The organism is Brucella sp. NBRC 113783 (assembly GCF_040372265.1).
In the GTDB taxonomy this organism is placed as follows: Bacteria; Pseudomonadota; Alphaproteobacteria; order Rhizobiales; family Rhizobiaceae; genus Brucella; species Brucella teleogrylli.
On the sequence record NZ_BAABRX010000009.1, the window covers coordinates 110,569 to 128,250 of the forward strand.

Genomic DNA, 17,682 nt, shown 5'->3' on the forward strand with positions numbered 1-17,682 from the left:
CGTCAGACCAGTCTCTACGGGAACCGGTCGCTATTAAGCTGAACCATTTGGTACATCTTCAGGAGGAAAGCATGTCTAAAACAATTCAACGGCTCGTATCCAATACGTTTTCGACGGAGCCAAAAGCCTATCGAAATTTTGTCAACGGGCGTTTTGATGATGCGTCCGCTTCCCAAATCGAGGTGATCAATCCAGCGACTGGCCAGGTTCTGGGACATATCCCTGAAAGCAGCGCTGCAGAGGTAGATGCGGCGGTGAAAGCCGCCAAAGCGGCGCAACCGGCATGGGAACAGCTCCCGGCTATTGAGCGGGCCAACCATTTGAGAGCGATTTCGGCCAAAATCCGACAACATCGCATCGAGCTTGCCGATATTATCGTCCGGGAGCAGGGCAAGGTTCGCGGGTTAGCCCAGGTGGAAGTTGATTTTACCGCGGATTACATCGACTACATGGCCGAATGGGCGCGGCGCCTCGAAGGGGAAGTGCTGACGAGCGACCGGCCAAAGGAAACGATGTTGCTGCTGCGTAAGCCAATTGGTGTCGTTGCCGGTATTCTGCCTTGGAATTTCCCGTTCTTCCTGATTGCGCGCAAACTGGCACCTGCGCTTGTGACCGGCAACACGATTGTCATCAAGCCCAGCGAAGAAACGCCGATCAATGCCTTTATCTTTGCCGAACTTGTTGCTGAAACTGCCCTCCCAGCTGGTGTCTTTAATCTCGTCGGCGGGAAAGGCGCCACGAGTGGTTCGGCATTGGTTAAACATCCCGACGTCGATCTCGTTACCTTCACGGGGAGTGTCTCCACCGGTAGCAACATCATGAAGATCGCGGCCGAAAATCTGACGCGGGTCAATCTTGAACTGGGTGGCAAGGCTCCGGCAATCGTACTCGCCGATGCCGATCTCGACCTTGCTGCCAGAGCGATTCATGCGTCACGAGTCATCAATACGGGACAGGTCTGCAATTGCGCTGAGCGGCTTTATGTTGAAGAGGCGGTTCATGATGAATTCGTCGCAAAACTGGCCTCGTTGTTTGAAGCAACGCGGTGGGGTGATCCGTCGGAAGATGACAAGCTTGATATGGGACCGCTGATCAATCGCGCAGCGCTCGAGAAAGTTGACGCGGCCGTCAAGAAGGCTGTTTCTGATGGAGTACAGGTCGTTACGGGCGGCAAAATTTCCTCGCTGCCAACTGGCAACCATTATGAACCGACAATTTTGACAGGTGCAACGGCGGCAATGGATATTATGCGGAAAGAGACATTCGGTCCCGTTTTGCCGGTTCAGGCGGTCAAGAATCTTGATGACGCGATAGCCCTGGCGAACGATACCGAGTATGGCCTTACATCGTCCATCTACACCAATAATATCAACGCAGCGCTGCGTGCGTCGCGTGAATTGAAGTTCGGCGAAACCTACATCAATCGCGAGAATTTTGAAGCCATGCAGGGGTTCCATGCTGGCCGTAAAAAGTCGGGTATCGGAGGGGCAGACGGTAAGCACGGACTTTACGAGTTTACCGAAACGCATGTGATCTATATTCAAGAGCAGTAATAGCGAGGGCCGCATTGCTTCCAGTGCTGTCCATGACGGATTGGCATCTGGTTTCGGTGCGGCCTCCGAACGACTTTTCAACCTTTATCTCCGTTCCGTCTAACTTTCTCGCGGTCGCCTTCATAGGGGGAGACACTCGAAGAAGTGCAATGCTCAGGTATCCTCATGAGTGACATTCAAGCTGATCTTTTTCCTCATGTAACGACACCGCTTGTCATCAGGGGAAAGATACTGCGAAATCGCGTATATCAACCCGCCCACCAGCCAGGGCTGGCAGATGGTGGTATGCCGGGAGATCGTTACATCGAATACCAGCGCCAGCGAGCCGAAGCTGGTTTGGGAATGCAAATCACGGGCGCGACACCGGTGTTGTATTCCGAGGTCTGGGCCAACGGAATTTCGTTGATCAATGTCGATGATCGCATTGTCCCCGGATATAAAAGCTTGGCGCAGGCTGTACAAGGCGAAGGTGGGCTGATGCTCGCACAACTTGCCCATGTGGGAGCAATGGAAACATCTGGAGACCACATTGTTTCGGCATCCTGGGGACATTCAGAGCTCACGCAGCAGGTCTCCAGGGAAATCACGGAAGAAGAAATCGAAAGGCTCGTAAAGCTTTTTGCAGCCTCAGCCGCACGCTGCCGTGACGGCGGTCTCGATGGTGTTGAAGTCAGTATGGCGCATGGTATGTTGCTGGCAAGCTTCTTGTCGCCTTTGATGAACCGACGCGATGATCGATTTGGCGGTGACGTTGAGGGAAAGACGCGCTTTCCGATTATGGTTTTGGAAGCGGTCCGAGAGGCGTTGGGACAAGACAGGATTCTTGGAATTCGCATGCCTGGGGACGAGCTCGTCGATGGTGGGATGCGGATTGACGATGCCGTTCCCATTGCTGTCATTTTGGCTGAAACCGGACTGATCGATTATATCAGCGTTACCGCTGGCAATAACACGAAAAAGCTAGCACGCGCCGACCATTGGCCTCCGACACCAGCGCCATTCGGAGCATTCCGCCATCTGTCGAGGGCAATCAAGCAAGCGGTAAACATTCCGGTAGCAACTGTCGGTCGAGTAACGACCATTGAACTGGCCGAAGAGATTATCGCTTCTGGCGATGCCGATCTGGTCGGCATGGTTCGTGCGAACGTGGCTGATCCACAGATATTGCCGAAGTCTTTGCGCGGACGGCAAGATTGGGTTCGTCCATGTGTGGGCGCCAATGTCTGCATCAACGCTCTGCTTGATCACAAGGCATTGCGCTGTATGGTCAACCCTGACATTGGGATTTCGAAAAATGTGATTGATAAGAGGATAACTACCTTTGGACGGGCGGTCGTTGTTGGCGCAGGTCCAGCTGGCTTGGAAGCGGCGCGGCGTTTGACACTCGCCGGGTTCAATACAAAAATTATCGAGCGTTCTGCGGATATTGGCGGGCAGTTGTTACTCTGGTCTGCAACACCGTCACGTATCGAGTTTCAAAAGATCATTGCATGGTGGCATAGTGAACTTATCCGACTCGGTATTACACTCGAAGTGGGGCGAGAAGCGACAGTTGAAGCGATTAGGAAATCGTCGCCGGATTTGGTCGTAATTGCGACGGGTTCAAGGCCTGTTGCGGCCAAGATTGAAACCATCGATGCCAGCATTCACCAGTTTGGCGTATACGATGTTCCGCTCTCTGGGGGGCATGTGCTTGTTCGAGATGAAATCGGAAAACTGGCTGCGATGCTAACAGCCGAGCGACTTGCTGAAACCTGGAATAAAGTAACTCTGGTTACATCCGCGCTGAACCCAGGCGAAGGTGAAGGGCTTACGACGGCTTATCCGCTGTTAAGAACTCTAGCGCAGAAAGGTGTCGAAATTATCGACAGGGCTTATGTGAGAAAACTGCTGAACCGGAAGGCCGTACTGAGCGGTGTATTCGGGGAATGTAGACCTCCGATAGAAGACATTGATGCGGTGGTATCAATCACCGGAATGGTGAGTGATAATTCGCTTCAGCATCAACTCCTTTGCCAGGGTATTGAATCGATGTGCATCGGGGACGCGTTGTTGCCACGCGATGTTCGGGCGAGTGTTATAGATGCCGCTTCGATAGTCTGGACCATGAGTTAAAGAAGGGCAGGAATTTTTGCTATAGGGGACGTTTCATCGGCGAGAGCGAAAGAGCACGCATGCGGTGCTCCAGATATGTTTATAGCGGCAAAACTACACGTTTCAGTGTTGGGGTGGAAAACGAACTATTGGGAAGTTCGCTGCAGTTTGCCGCTGTCGGCAACCAGAGTCATTGAGCTAATTGGGCTTCTTTGCGCACGTGGATGATCGCGACGTCTAAGGTTTTCGGTTTCCAATGAAGTAATCTCGTGATTCATATCGATGGCGCACCCATTAGAAATCTGCAACCGTTCGCTCCCATCTGATTAAGAAGACGACGTCATTTTGCCAATCAGCAGAGTAGAGTATTCAAATTATTGTTGCATTCATAAGCCTTGCTCAATTCATGCGCCATATGTGTGCGGGTGCACTGAGCCCCAAGATTGGACCGCCGGGAATTAGAATTTTCCGGCTCTTGCACTGAGCCCCAAGATTGGACCGCCGGGAATTAGAATTTTCCGGCTCTTATGCCAATGGCGGGCTGATGACGCCATCGGGATTATGCAAGGCAATCGGCACGTTATATCCGATTGCCGAGTGAGGACGATCCTCATTATAGTGTCGACGCCAATTCTCCAACTTTTCGCGCGCATCTTCAAGCGTTAAGAACCAGTGTGCGTTCAGGCACTCGGCCCGAAGCTTACTGTTGAAGGCTTCGATGAACCCGTTATCCGTCGGCTTTCCGGGTCGGGAGAAGTCCAGTGTGACCTTGTTGGCATAGGCCCACAGATCGAGGTCACGCGAAACAAACTCACTTCCATTATCAACCCTTATTGTCTTCGGATAACCAGCACGACGACACACTTTCTCAAGTGTCTGAACGACATCCTCACCACGATAACTGAAGCGCGGATCGGTTGCCGGCGAGTAGCGTGAATGCGTATCGACAATAGTCAGAATCCGGAGTTTCTTTCCTGTTGCCAGCTGATCATGCACAAAGTCCATCGCCCAAACATCATTCGGCCCGATCGCTTGTTGACGATCCTCACGCAGCTTGGCCTTGACACGACGTTTCGGATGTTTATTCCTGAGCTGAAGTCCTAACTCATTGTATATTCGACGTGTTTTCTTCATGTTGATGGTCCAGCCTTCGCGACGAAGCAGGACGTGTACGCGACGGTAACCGTATCGCACACGGGTCTCACAAATCTCTTTGATCCGCTTCTCAACAGCGGCCTGCACGGTGCGGCGGGACTTGTAATTGATAGTCGATCTTTCGAAGCTTAGTGCTGCACAAGCCCGTCGGATCGATATTCCCCAATCAACAAGCATTCCCGCCACCAGATCACGTTTCCGCGCAGGCCTTAAAGTTTTCGGCGGATCACATCCTGCAACATCTCCCGATCAAGCGTGAGGTCTGCAACAATCCTCTTCAGCCGCGTATTTTCCTCTTCCAAGGCGCGCAGCCGCCGTATCTCATCAGGCAGCAGACCTGCATACTTTTTCTTCCAGTTGAAATAAGTTGCCTGGCTGATCCCGCTCTTGCGACAGATTTCCGCGACCGGAACGCCGTCATCTCCCTGCTTGAGAATAAACACCTTCTGAGCGTCCGAAAACTTCGATGCTTTCATGCCTTCCACTCCTTCTTCCAGCCAGGAAAATAGCGCGGAAAACTCTCATTATAAACGGTCCAGTTTTAAGGGAGCAGAGCACGGGGATACGTCCGTAGTGGAATGGATCTATTGACTGGCAATCAATTCGTCAGCTTGGCCCCCCACCGTAACTGCTGTTCGTCCACTGGCTCATTTTTTGTATACCGAAGCGTCGGTGGTCCACGGCTGGGGTGCTTCAGTCGTGCATAGTTCAGTGAAGGAGAACTGTGAATGTTCAGGTAGATCCATATGCCAAGGGGCGCGACCGCCGTCATCGGCATTCTTCGTCCACTTGTAAAATCCATCAGCTGGGATTTGGCAGCGCCTGCCCTCTCGCAATGAAATCTCGTCGTTGGCGTGACTAACGAACAGGACATCATGCGTCGGACAGATACAGCCGTTGAACCTCTGACCAAGGTAGGTGGTGGTACAGTGTAAATCGACCGCACATGCCTCACTCCCTCTAAATTAAGCCGTTTCACTCGAACTATTAACTATAGCGCGAACGGCACGGGCTGAAATCTTATATTTCTTGGCAATTTCAGAGATGGAAGTTTTTCTCATAAACGCGCTTTTTATTTCCTTTCGCTCGTTGCTTTTCACTTTTCGCGGCCGTCCTATATGCTTTCCTTTCAATCGTGCTGCTTCCATCCCAGCCCTGGTTCGTTCGCTAATAAGAGAACGTTCAAACTCAGCTAACGCGGCCATAATGTGAAATATTAGCCGTCCACCAGAAGATGTCGTATCGATACTCTCCGTCAATGACTGAAATTCGACTCCTTGCATTCCAAGGTTATTAACAAGTTCAACGAGATTAACGAGAGACCTACCGAGCCGGTCAAGTCGCCAAACCACCAACGTATCTCCATCGGAAAGATGATCCAGCGCTTCCTGCAGCCCCGGTCGATTAGATACATTCCCAGAAACGCCTTGATCTGTATATATTGTACTACATCCTGCTAAGCGAAGCGCATTTAGCTGCAAATCAAGGTGCTGATCGTCAGTGGAAACCCTCGCATAACCAATGCGAGCTATTTCTTTTTTTGGTTTTACTAGATCTTCGTTCTTCTTTTCTATTCGTGGGCGCATAGTAAATATTCTGAGCTTTGCCATTTATCTTAACGCCATTCTTGTTCTCGCGAACCCCCTTGGCGATTGACATAAAGGGAACCCTTTCCTCCGCTTATATTTGTAAACATTTTTCGCAATGAAAGTTCCCCCCGGAATTGGCCGACAGGCCGTTTTTGCTGACGAATCTGTGTTTTAATCCAATGCGAATGAGTTTTGACATGGACTTACCATAAGGGTTCCCTTTCGTTCCGAGCTTCTTTGTCTGTTACCGAACAAAGTTAAGGTGAATCAATTGATGGATCACCTCGACATTACTGATCCAGGCTGGATCTCTGAAATAACGGATGCCATTCTGGAGAACCGTATTGAAGTGGCGGTTCAGGGCATACATTGCATCACCAATGCTGACCGTCTGCTTTACGGCGAGTGCCTTGCACGACTTCTGAATCGCGATGGTACAATTACAAGCGCTGGCGAATTCATTCCCATCCTGGATATCTGGGGCAAAACACCACTCCTTGATCAGCACATGATAAAGCTTGTCCTTGACGAGCTGGACGGAGATCCACGTGCTGTTTTGGGCTGCAACATCTCTACTGACAGCCTCACAGACGCCGAATGGTCATTGATTTATCGTCAGTTGGTCGAACGTGCTCATTTGGCTCACCGCCTGGTTCTTGAAATTACCGAAACACGGCCGCTCGGCGACATTGTGACCGCCAACAGATCTCTGGCGGCGGCGCGTAAGCTCGGATGTCTAGTTGCCGTCGATGATTTCGGCAGCGGTCAAGTTACACCCTGGCAGTTGCTACGGCTGGAGGTCGATATCGTCAAGATCGATGCCGCATTCGTTCGTGACATCAAGGAATCCCATCCTCGGGGCAACAGCCTTCAATTCATGATCGGACTGGCGAAATGCGCAGCTCCGACTGTCATCGTTGAGGGCGTCGAAACCAATACTCACCTGATCGATGCAGTGATGGCCGGGGCTACCCATGCCCAGGGATACCATCTGTCTCGACCAGTATTTCTGCATTCAAACGAGCCTGTGTTCCGGGCTAATTCTGAGGGTAAGACATGTCATTAATTTCCAGAGATCTGGCGCGTGTACTGGGGTCCACCGCCATTGCACTGGTTCTAACAGGCGCAGTTGCGAAAGCTGAGCCCGCAGTTACGATGGATGGAGCCGCATATCGGTATTCTGCTGGCGGCACGGATACGACGAGTGGTAACACTTTTGAAGCTGCCACGAGTGGGCCGACAAAGCGGGCATGGGGCATGCTCGTATATAACGGCTCAATTGCGAACGTTTCCGATACAACAGTTATCACGTCTGGAGCGAAGGCTCACGGAATTCAGGTCGGTGCCAAAGGTGGCAACGCAGACGGTGCAGATCATTCAACAATCAATCTTGGCAACGGCGTGAATGTCACGACGGGCGGAAATGATTCTTATGGTCTTCATGCTATTGATGGCGGCAACATCTCTGGCACAGCGACTGTCGGTACGACTGGTGCGAGAGCGTATGGTGCGTTTGCGGAATCTTTCTCGACAATCGATCTGACTGGCGGCTCGATCACCACGAGTGGCAGCCTTGCCTATGGCCTGCTAGCGAACAACGATATGAATACTGTCGGCGGCAAAATAACCGCGACGGATGTTGATATCGACACCTCTTCCAGCTGGACATTCGGTGCTTATGCCAAAAATGGCGGCGAAATTACGCTGAACGGCGGCTCGATCACCACCACGGGCGAACGCGCTTATGGAATTCTCGCCAGCAATGGCGGTATAGTTAGTTCTAGCGCCGATATCAAAACCACTTTCGATAAGACTCACGGCATCCAGGCAGGGGAGGATGCAAACAATCCTGGCGGGCGGGTTATTCTGACTGGCGGAAGCGTTACAACTGATGGGGTTTTCTCAGTCGGTCTGCACGCTGTTCAAGGCGGCACAATCCAGGGCAACACGACAATCACGACCAATGGCGTGAATGGTCACGGCGCGTTTGCTGAAAGCGATTCAACCATTGCGCTGAACAACTCGGCCATTACCACAAGGGGCGACACTGCTTACGGTCTTCACGCCAACAATGACAAAAACACGGTTGGTGGCAAAATCACTGCCGTAGATACCGTCATAACGACGAATGGCGTTCATTCCTACGGTGCGTTTGCTGACAATGGCGGCCAGATCAGTTTGACGGGTGGCTCGATCACAACCGCCAATGAAAAAGGCAAAGGAACGCAAGATGGTGACGGTTCGCGCGGCTACGCCCTTTTCTCTCAGGGTAATGGATCCCTTGTCAGTGCCGAAGGAACGGCGATTCACACACTTGGACAGCGCGCCTATGGCGCTTATGCGCTGAATGGCGGCGATGTTGATCTGAAGAATGTTTCGATCACCACCGAGGGCTTCATGGCCTACGGTGTGTATGCATCCGGTGCGGGATCTGTGCTGAATGCTGAGAACGTCAACATCACGACGTCTGGTGACGTTGGCGATGCTGCTTGGGCCTATGCGGGCGGAATTCTTAATCTGAAAGGCGGCACATACAACGTTCTGGGAGAGCAGAACTCGAATTCGCCGCATGAAAATGCCAACGGTCTTATCGCTGTTGGTGGCACGGCAACGACTGACGGCGGCATCATTAATGCAGAAAACCTGGTTATCAACACGACTGGTGCCGACAGCTACGGTTTCCGAGCTGGCGCGGTTGTTGGCGCTGACGAAACGTCGGGTACGATCAAACTAAAAAACACGACGATCACCGCGTCCGGTGAGAACGCTTATATTGGCCAGGTTCAATACGGCAGCACTCTTACGGTTTCGGATTCAACGCTGAAATCTGAACGCGGCATCGGTATCGGACTGACCGACAGCGCTGATGTAACGCTTAACAACACTTCAATCATCTCCGGCAAGGAAACGTTCGAGTCCACATTCTCCAAATCTGGCCAGACTCAGAATGTAAGCTTGGGCAACGGAACAGTCGCCACTCAGAATGACGGGACCTTGTTGAAGGTGAATCGTTCTGAGGCAGGTGGGGACGGCATAGTCAATCTCAATTTGCGCGCAGGTTCGACATCAAGCGGTGATATTGTCGACACGGACATCACAAAAACAACGGGTGTCACAAACGTAAAAGTGGAACAGGGTGCCACTTACAACGGCAGAATCGAAGGCATCACTGATCTGGATGCCGAATCCGGTACTGATCTGACCTTTGAAGCTGGAACGGAGATAGCAGGAAACCTGACGGGTACTTCCAGCACATTCACATTTGACCCCACGGGTGCGAATATCGGGGGCGATGTTGCATTGAATGACGGTTCTTCCACACACGGCGGTAGCATCAACAGTCCAATTATCGTGGGCGGCAGTGTCCTCGTTGATCCGACGTCCATCTTAGGCGGCAATTGGGATATTGCTGGCAATCTTTCCGCGAATGGAATGATCACGCCCGGTAATTCCATCGGTGTCGTCAAGGTTGGGGGCGATGCGACTTTCGGTGCGGATTCCGTTTATGCAGTTGAAATCGCTGGCGACGGCACGAGTGATCGTATCGATGTAACCGGAAAGGCAACCCTGCAAGGCGGTCGTGTAGATGTCTATGCGCTCGACAACAAGGTTAGCTATCAGGACGGACAGACGTATACAATTCTGACTGCGGGTGGTGGTGTTGACGGTGAGTTCTCTGAAGCCGCATCGAAATCAGTCTTCCTGACAGCTGAACTTGAGCATCTCTCAAATCAGGTTGATCTGAAGGTTGGCTTGGTAGCAGATCCTGTTGATCCGGAGAACCCTCCCGTCGTCTTCGAGAAGGTAGCACAGACAAACAATCAGATAGCTACCGCTCGTGCGCTGGATAGCTTGGAACAAAGCGGTTCGTCGCTTGAGCTATACAACTCGGTGCTGTTCCTTGCGAGCGAGGAAGAAGCCCGTGATGCATTCAACCAGCTTTCGGGTGACACACATGCATCGGTTAAAACAGGTCTTATTGACACCGCAAATCTGACTGCTGATGCCATTAACAATCGCCTTCGTTCAGCTTTTGAGGGTGTGGCAGCCAAGGACGCTCCTGTTCTGTCATTCGCCCAATCGCCAAAGGGCAGCGCGCCTCAGCCGTTCGACGCCGTTGCACCAGCTTCTTATGATTACGGTGTATGGGCCTCTGGTTTCGGTTCGTGGGTGGAACACGATGGAAACGCTAGTACGGGCGGGCTCAAGTCAACGACGGGCGGATTCCTGTCCGGTGTGGATGTTGGCTTTGCTTCCGGATGGCGTCTCGGCGTCGTCGGTGGTTACAGCCAGACCGATCTTGATGCCAAGGGTCGTTTTGCTTCAGCTACGAGTGATAACTGGCATCTGGGTGTCTATGGTGGCAACCAGTGGGGACCGATTGGTCTGCGCGCTGGCCTCGTGCACACTTGGCATAGCATCGACTCTTCACGCTCGGTTGCTTACACAGGTTTCAGCGACAGTCTCGATGCTGATTATGATGCCCGTACATTCCAGGCATTTGGTGAACTTGGTTATCGCATCGATATGGCAGCGGCATCGTTTGAACCGTTTGCCAACCTGTCGCATGTTCGTTTGCACACCGACGGTTTCACTGAAAAGGGCGATGCGGCAGCTTTGTCTGTTAACGGTGAAACGACCAGCACCACCTTCACGACCCTTGGTCTGAGGGCATCGGCTCCCCTCCAGCTTGGTCCCACCACAGCCAATCTGAAGGGAACTCTCGGCTGGCGTCACGCTTATGGTGACATCACGCCGGAATCCACGCAGTACTTCGCAGGAAGCAATGCCTTTACCGTCGAGGGTGTGGCAATCGCAAAGGATGCAGCACTCGTCGAAGCCGGATTTGATTTAGCGATCACTGAAGCATCGACGTTTGGGGTGAGCTATGTGGGTCAGTTCGGTAACGACACAACACAGAATGGCTTTAACGCCACCCTGAATGTGAAGTTCTAAACCAGTTTGGAAATCGCAACGCCCCCTCGCACAGAACAAGCATAGCGATTTCCATGGATAGGACTTTGGGTTGCTCCTGGGTCCTTCACTTGCCGCCCAGCCATCATGGTTGGGCGGCTTTTTTTGCGTAAGCTTCTCAAGTATAGTCATGTAAACTCTCTAAAAATTTACGGGAATTTTTCAAACTACCCGCTGTTTTTTCGTAGATTTCCTTATAAAAATACTTCATAAATTTGAGAATATAAAAATGGGCAATATCTTCGCCTCGTCCATTCGAATGCGAAGATCAAACTTGGGGCACATAGACGCAGCGGTCGGAAAGCGTCTTGGGGTAGAAAACATGTCAGTATCGCGAAATACTTCGCGCTGCGTTATCGCGGCGTCCATACTTGTGTTGTCTTCGACAACATTCATTTCATCAGCGCTAGCTCAGAGTGTATTTTCAGGTGGTACGCTTATTATCTCCGGTGAACAAACCGTCTCGGATGATTTTGATTTGTTAACGTCAGGGACGGTTCAAATAAACAGCGGTGGCAATGCAACACTAACTGGGAATATCGTCACAAATAATAATATGTTGACGTTCTCTACGTTAGGCACGGGGCTGGTTACCGGAAATATAGTTGGCGGATCCAGCCTCATCGATAAAACTGGCTCTGGAACACTTGTAATCGATGGTCAGATCAGTGGCGTCGGCACGGGTATCTCAGTGCGCGGGACGCTCGTCCTTAACAATGCCAACACATTTGGCGGCGGCTCAGGGTCCATCCTTCTTAGCAACGGCACTATCGTAGCGGGCGATAACACTGCCCTTTCAACAGCGCGAATTACGACAACTTTTGCTACGGGCACTCTCTCTGCCAACAAAGACGTAACATTAGCCAACAATTTCAGTCTAAACGCCGATACCGATCTCGCGGTAGATACGGCTGGACATCAGATATCTCTGACGGGCAAAATTCAGGCGAATTCAGGCGGTGGTTCGGCGGCGCGGCTTATTAAGAACGGTGTGGGTACGCTTACACTTTCGGGAAACAACACTTATGCAGGCGGCACGATTCTCAACCAGGGTACGCTTTCTGTTTCCTCTGATAGCAATCTCGGTGACGTCAACGGAGGACTAACCTTCGATGGGGGCGAACTCAAATTTGGCTCAGCCTTTGATTTGTCGACGTCGCGGGCAATCAATCTGTCGGCAGGTGGTGGCACCATCGACATGGCAGGGAACGATAGCACTGTCAGAAGGGCAATCTCAGGAAGTGGTGGCCTGACGGTCAAGGATAGCAGCAATTCCCCAAATGGCACGCTGACCTTGGAGGGAATGAATTATTATACTGGCGCAACTACGATTGCCAACGGAGCGACATTATCTCTATCCGGTCAAGGACGAGTAAACCAATCTAGCGGCGTTCAAGTTGATGGAACGTTCGACGTTTCCAATGCCAGTTCCGCACAGATTAACAACCTTTCAGGCCATGGAAATATCGCGCTTGGCAGCAATTACCTGCAAATCAATAACGCCGCTGGAACGTTTAGCGGTGTGATCTCCGGGGATGGCGGCGTAAATATCGGTAGTGGACAACAAGTTTTCACTGGTACCAATAGCTATACAGGCGGGACAGGCATCATGGCTGGTGCGGTCCTGGAGTTAGGAAATGGCGGGACTGAAGGATCAGTCGCTGGCAGCATAACCAATTATGGCGCGGTTGTTTTCAATCGCTCAGATGACGTCCTCTACAACGGAGAAATTACTGGCAATGGTCTTTTCGCCCACGTCGGCAGCGGAAAGCTCACTCTTACTACCACCAATAGTTCGAGAGGAGATGTTCTGATTGGCCCTAACAGCACACTTCAGTTGGGCAATGGCGGTACAACGGGACTTATCGGCGGCACCAATTTCACTGGCACGATTACCAACCTTGGCACCTTAATCTATGATCGTTCGAATGCCGTTTCCTGGAAAGGTATCTATGCTGGCAATGGCGACATAATCAAAGAAGGTACCAATACCCTTACTTTGACAGGTGACAGTTCTGGATATGCAGGCTCGACCACGGTTAAGAGCGGCAAGTTGATCGTTGGGAACAATCTGGGGAACGGTAAGCTTGGCGGCAATGTGACTGTTTTCGACGGAGCAACACTCGGCGGATACGGCACGCTGGGTTCAGGCCCAGGTTCACTCATAAGCATTCAATCCGGTGGTATTCTGTCGCCAGGCAATTCGATTGGAACGTTGACGATCAATGGTGACCTAACCCTGCAGGCTGGCTCCTACCTTATGGCTGAGCTGGCTGGCGACGGCAGTGCCGATCTCGTCAATGTAACAGGTCGGGCAAACATCAGCGGTTCGCATCTCGTTATCACGGCACTTGATCCCGAAATCAGCTACCAAGCAGGCCAGAATTACAACATTCTGTCTGCAGCTAATCTCGTTAACGGACAATTTGCGGATGTGACATCGAACTCAGCGTTCCTAACCTTCACACTCGATCCAGATCAGAGTTCAAATGCCTTCAACGTCGCGCTGAAGCCTATTGCAACCGAACCCGAACCGAACAATCCAGATCCAGGTAGCAACCCCGGGCAAGGAGAAAATCCGAAACCAACGCCTTTGTTCACGACTGTCACAGAAACGAGAAACGAGTTCGCAACGGCTCAGGCTCTGGATTCCCTCGCTCAGGCAGGAAGTTCACTGGCACTTTACAACACGCTCTTGATGCAGTCGGCTGAAGAAGCCCGGTCGGCCTTTAATGGTCTGTCAGGTGAAGCTTACGCATCCGCGAAAGGTGCACTGATCAATCAGTCGCAGTTCATCAACAGCGCAATCACCAATCGGCTGCAACAAGCCAACGGCTCGACACCTACAGCGCCAGTGGCCACGATGAACTATGCTTCTGAACCCAATAAGACTGAAGCCTTCGAGACTGTGACGCCAAAAGCGAGTTCTGAAAATCTTTATACGGGATGGGGATACGCTTACGGAGCCTGGAGTGAACAGGATCCGAATGGCAACACGGGTCGGCTGAAATCTTCAGTTGGCGGGTTCGTCACCGGTATCGACAGGCTTGTATACGAAAACTGGCGACTCGGCCTCCTGGCTGGCTATAGTCATACCTCCTTCGATGTCGATAGCAGAGCATCATCCGGCAGCAGCGATAACTACACCATTGGTGCTTACACGGGTACTGAATGGCAGATGCCAAACGGCAACGCATTGGCCTTCAACTCAGGCGTTGCCTACACCTGGCATCAGTTGGACATCAACCGATCTGTTGCCTTCCGTGGATTCGGCGATAGCTTGAATGCCGATTACGACGCAGGAACGTTCCAGATATTTGGTGAACTCGGATACAAGATCCAACTCCCGAAGGCTGTGATCGAACCGTATGTCAATTTGTCTTATGTCCGTTTGAAAACTGATGGTTTCGATGAGGACGGCCAAACCGCAGCGGCGTTATCCACGGAATCCGATACCACAAGCACAACGTTCAGCACGCTTGGCTTTCGAGCATCGACTGGCTTCGATCTTGGAAGCATCCCAACAACCGCCCGCGCCGATATTGGCTGGAGACATGCTGCAGGAGACGTGAACCCCGTTTCAACGGCCAGCTTTGTTGGCTCGAACGCTTTCACCGTTACAGGCGCTCCGATAACAAAGGATACCGCCATCATCGAAGCCGGGTTGGATTTCGAACTTTCGAAAGATGCCACACTTGGCGTGTCCTATAGCGGCCAGTTTGGTTCCGGAGCACAACGAAATGGCTTCAATGCCTCTTTGAAGGTTAGCTTCTGATCTTTTTTACCGATACTGACTGAAAGAGGGCTACGGCCCTCTTTTTTGCGTTTTTAGAATAAGGGAAAAGTCCTGAAGCTATGAGTTACCGATGGTAAGCATACGTTGTCGGAGTTGAATTTTATGCTCACACCAATAATGTCCAACGAGGGCTTGGAGTTGGAATCATGAAATTTTATACCGAAATCGGAATTACGTTGCTCGCAAGTACTACGACATCCGCAAACGCGCAATCTTTACCGCGCTATGACCCGGCAACTTACTGCAAAGGTGTCTCGAAATATAGTGGCGGCTCGTCTGTTATTTACTAGGGTTGTATTGAGATGGAGCAGACCTCGTCTCCGGTTCGCTCGGAGGAACGAGTAGATTCATCGGAATTCCATTCCCGGAGGCCGGAGGCGTGACTGGAGGCGTTACTTTCAGTGGCTTTTGTTGGATCTCCGTCTGATCGCGGTATTGCATCGTTATCCGGAAATGAGGATCCTCCAGCTTCTGCGTCGGTTTCCATCGGCGCCGCTGCCGGATCAAAACCAGCAGCTTTATCCCCGGTCTCGCCTTTTTGGACAGATCCACTTATACGAGCGCCAGCGCTTTTCTTTGGTGAATTATTTTTCATCACTATTGTCCTCAGCATCCCAACCATCAGCCAGGTCAATTGTTCCACCGCAGAGCCGCAGATCAGCATATTTAAACTCGTCACATTTACTCACGGAACAAATGCCCCTCCGCAGATGTTTCGTTTTCCTTACAAGGAGGAAAGAAGATGGATCACACCAATCATGTCCGCTTGACAAATGAAGAACTTATTGCTGATAATATTGACGGGGCGACAGTGTACGGTGTCGACGATGAGAAAGTTGGCACCGTTGATCACGTTCATGGTGCGGGGCTTGGAAGCACCGTAATTGTTGACGTTGGCGGATTTCTCGGAATTGGGGCGAAACCGGTTGCCGTTCCAATCAGCGACCTTGAATTTATGCGAGACGAAAACGGCGACGTGCATGCAGTTACAAGTTGGAATAAAGCCCAGCTTGAAGAAATGCCTGATCATCAAGACTAATCGTATTTGTAAGCCCCGGGCGATCTGTCGCTCGGGGCGAGCAAGTCACTTTAAGGGGACATGCGTTAAAAAAGCTGATGAATTTTTCTCGGGGGAGGGGAGCATGCATTGGAATAAAAGAGGGGAATTACCGCAGAAGCTGCGCAAAGATAATGCGCTAACGGTAATTACGCGAATTCGTCACGCCGTATTAATTGAAAAAAGTTTGAAAGAACCGTTCGGCGCAAGGGACATTCGCATTTATGCGCACGGGTGGCGTTATGGACAGTATAACACATTCCTTTCAGATCATACCCTCGGCAAATCAACAGAAGCCTTTTTTGTTAAGGTGGATAGGGGAAAATATCGTCTCTTGAACGACGATGAGCTGCATGCCCTAACCAACAACTGACCGATTTTAGACAAACATGCGCCTGTTTTGGTAGGGCTCGCTTTAGCAGGCGCATGCCTCGTCCGCTTCATCGCTGATGAGGCACATTTTCTAGATTCATGGTTGTCGTTATATTTTGTGAAAAACTCTGGCTTTTATATTAGCAAATTTGAAGTAGCATTCTCTATCCAACAACAGGAGGTTGAAATGGCGTTTTTTAACGAAGCGAGCTGCATTTATACTCCTAACGAGGTAGATTTCTTGCGCAGCTGTTTTACGACAGCCGCCATTATTCTCGAAGAAAGCGGCCGTCCTTATTCACCCAGCGAACTCGCGGCTTGTGTTATCAAACTATATCAGTGCGGTTTGCGAGAGCGGTCGCAATTGATGGAACTGGCTGCAAGGTTAGCTCACCAAAAGAACCGAGTGAGAGAGGAGTTGGGCATCCGCAGTCCATCTTCGAAAAGCGTTCAGGAACTCTTTTCTGAGAACCGCGTTTAGAGGATTGCATCAGCTAATCTCTAAGCCAAGCGGACAAGCTGATGCTAGCCCTGCTGTGATTAAGCATGGAATAAGGACCCCGTTTGAGGGGTTATCGGCATCCAAACGGGACCCCTTATTTAAAGGGTAACATGACCTTCGATTTCAATCGGAGGTTTTCTATTGGATGCTTATTGTGGAGACTATTTCGAAGATACGACGTCTTGCTCATGTGCAGGGCAAAACGATCAAAGCGATCTGTCGGGAACTGGGCGTTTCGCGCAAGGTTGTGCGGAAGGTTCTGCGCAGTGAAGAGACTGAGTTCAAATACGAGCGCTCCCGTCAACCGCAGCCAAAGCTCGGTCCCTGGCGTCACCATCTTGATGGAATACTGCTAGCTAATGAGGCAAAGTGTCCGTCGTCGAATGATTTGAGAGGTGTGGTCACGTTAAGTTTCTCTGGCCGGAAAGGCCAGGGGCTCGTAGATATTCAGGCGAAACAGGCGGCAATTTTCCATGCATCGAAAGCTTCGAGGCGATGGTAGCGAATTGTGTGTGCGGCTCGGCGACGAGATGGAACAGAGAAACAATTGCGGGTCGCTGAGTGCATGGAGACGAACCGTTGCAACGCTC

Annotated in this window: 12 protein-coding genes and 2 pseudogenes; 10 read left to right on the forward strand and 4 right to left on the reverse strand. The window is 51.3% G+C overall.

Going from position 1 to position 17,682, the window contains the following annotated elements; genetic code table 11:
• The first annotated feature begins 47 nt into the window (after window positions 1–47).
• The gene (gene aldA / locus ABWW11_RS21475; protein ID WP_319081007.1) at window positions 48–1,553 is read left to right on the forward strand and encodes an aldehyde dehydrogenase; all 1,506 of its coding nucleotides are present in this window, start codon (window positions 48–50) and stop codon (window positions 1,551–1,553) included.
• A gap of 165 nt (window positions 1,554–1,718) precedes the next feature.
• Window positions 1,719–3,668 carry an FAD-dependent oxidoreductase gene (locus ABWW11_RS21480; protein ID WP_319081008.1) on the forward strand — a complete coding sequence of 650 codons (1,950 nt, stop codon included), beginning with the start codon at window positions 1,719–1,721 and terminating at the stop codon, window positions 3,666–3,668.
• A gap of 504 nt (window positions 3,669–4,172) precedes the next feature.
• On the opposite strand, the gene ABWW11_RS21485 is transcribed toward ABWW11_RS21480, so the two are convergent.
• The 3 genes from ABWW11_RS21485 to ABWW11_RS21495 form a co-directional block, all read right to left on the reverse strand.
• A protein-coding gene (locus ABWW11_RS21485) for an IS3 family transposase (RefSeq protein ID WP_109988023.1) occupies window positions 4,173–5,278 on the reverse strand; the annotation gives its coding sequence in 2 pieces (ribosomal slippage) (window positions 4,173–5,017 and window positions 5,017–5,278; 1,107 coding nt in all).
• Window positions 5,279–5,449: 171 nt separating this feature from the next.
• Window positions 5,450–5,638, reverse strand: coding sequence for an SOS response-associated peptidase family protein (locus tag ABWW11_RS21490; protein WP_353411539.1), 189 nt, complete (start codon window positions 5,636–5,638; stop codon window positions 5,450–5,452).
• A gap of 129 nt (window positions 5,639–5,767) precedes the next feature.
• The gene (locus ABWW11_RS21495; RefSeq protein ID WP_413464711.1) at window positions 5,768–6,334 is read right to left on the reverse strand and encodes a recombinase family protein; all 567 of its coding nucleotides are present in this window, start codon (window positions 6,332–6,334) and stop codon (window positions 5,768–5,770) included.
• Window positions 6,335–6,665: 331 nt separating this feature from the next.
• Between ABWW11_RS21495 and ABWW11_RS21500 the strand changes: the two genes are divergently transcribed.
• The 8 genes and pseudogenes from ABWW11_RS21500 to ABWW11_RS25295 form a co-directional block, all read left to right on the forward strand.
• The gene (locus ABWW11_RS21500; protein ID WP_319081011.1) at window positions 6,666–7,457 is read left to right on the forward strand and encodes an EAL domain-containing protein; all 792 of its coding nucleotides are present in this window, start codon (window positions 6,666–6,668) and stop codon (window positions 7,455–7,457) included.
• The gene (locus ABWW11_RS21505; protein ID WP_319081012.1) at window positions 7,448–11,347 is read left to right on the forward strand and encodes an autotransporter domain-containing protein; all 3,900 of its coding nucleotides are present in this window, start codon (window positions 7,448–7,450) and stop codon (window positions 11,345–11,347) included. The genes ABWW11_RS21500 and ABWW11_RS21505 overlap by 10 nt, the downstream gene beginning before the upstream one ends.
• A 247-nt stretch (window positions 11,348–11,594) precedes the next feature.
• On the forward strand, window positions 11,595–15,140 hold the full coding sequence (locus ABWW11_RS21510) for an autotransporter domain-containing protein (protein ID WP_319081014.1): 3,546 nt from the start codon (window positions 11,595–11,597) through the stop codon (window positions 15,138–15,140).
• Window positions 15,141–15,562: 422 nt separating this feature from the next.
• Complete coding sequence (locus ABWW11_RS21515) at window positions 15,563–15,931, forward strand: hypothetical protein (protein ID WP_353411542.1); 369 nt, start codon at window positions 15,563–15,565, stop codon at window positions 15,929–15,931.
• Complete coding sequence (locus ABWW11_RS21520; protein ID WP_319081015.1) at window positions 15,904–16,200, forward strand: PRC-barrel domain-containing protein; 297 nt, start codon at window positions 15,904–15,906, stop codon at window positions 16,198–16,200. The genes ABWW11_RS21515 and ABWW11_RS21520 overlap by 28 nt, the downstream gene beginning before the upstream one ends.
• Before the next feature lie 103 nt (window positions 16,201–16,303).
• Window positions 16,304–16,591, forward strand: coding sequence for a hypothetical protein (locus ABWW11_RS21525; RefSeq protein WP_319081016.1), 288 nt, complete (start codon window positions 16,304–16,306; stop codon window positions 16,589–16,591).
• 27 nt (window positions 16,592–16,618) lie between these two features.
• Window positions 16,619–17,071: a hypothetical protein gene (locus ABWW11_RS21530; RefSeq protein ID WP_319081017.1), complete on the forward strand. Its 453-nt coding sequence runs from the start codon at window positions 16,619–16,621 to the stop codon at window positions 17,069–17,071.
• A 166-nt stretch (window positions 17,072–17,237) separates the two neighbouring features.
• A pseudogene (locus tag ABWW11_RS25295) lies at window positions 17,238–17,364 on the forward strand (IS21 family transposase); the annotation flags it as partial.
• A gap of 175 nt (window positions 17,365–17,539) precedes the next feature.
• On the opposite strand, the pseudogene ABWW11_RS25300 reads toward ABWW11_RS25295, so the two are convergent.
• Window positions 17,540–17,682, reverse strand: a pseudogene (locus tag ABWW11_RS25300) (IS6 family transposase); the annotation flags it as partial.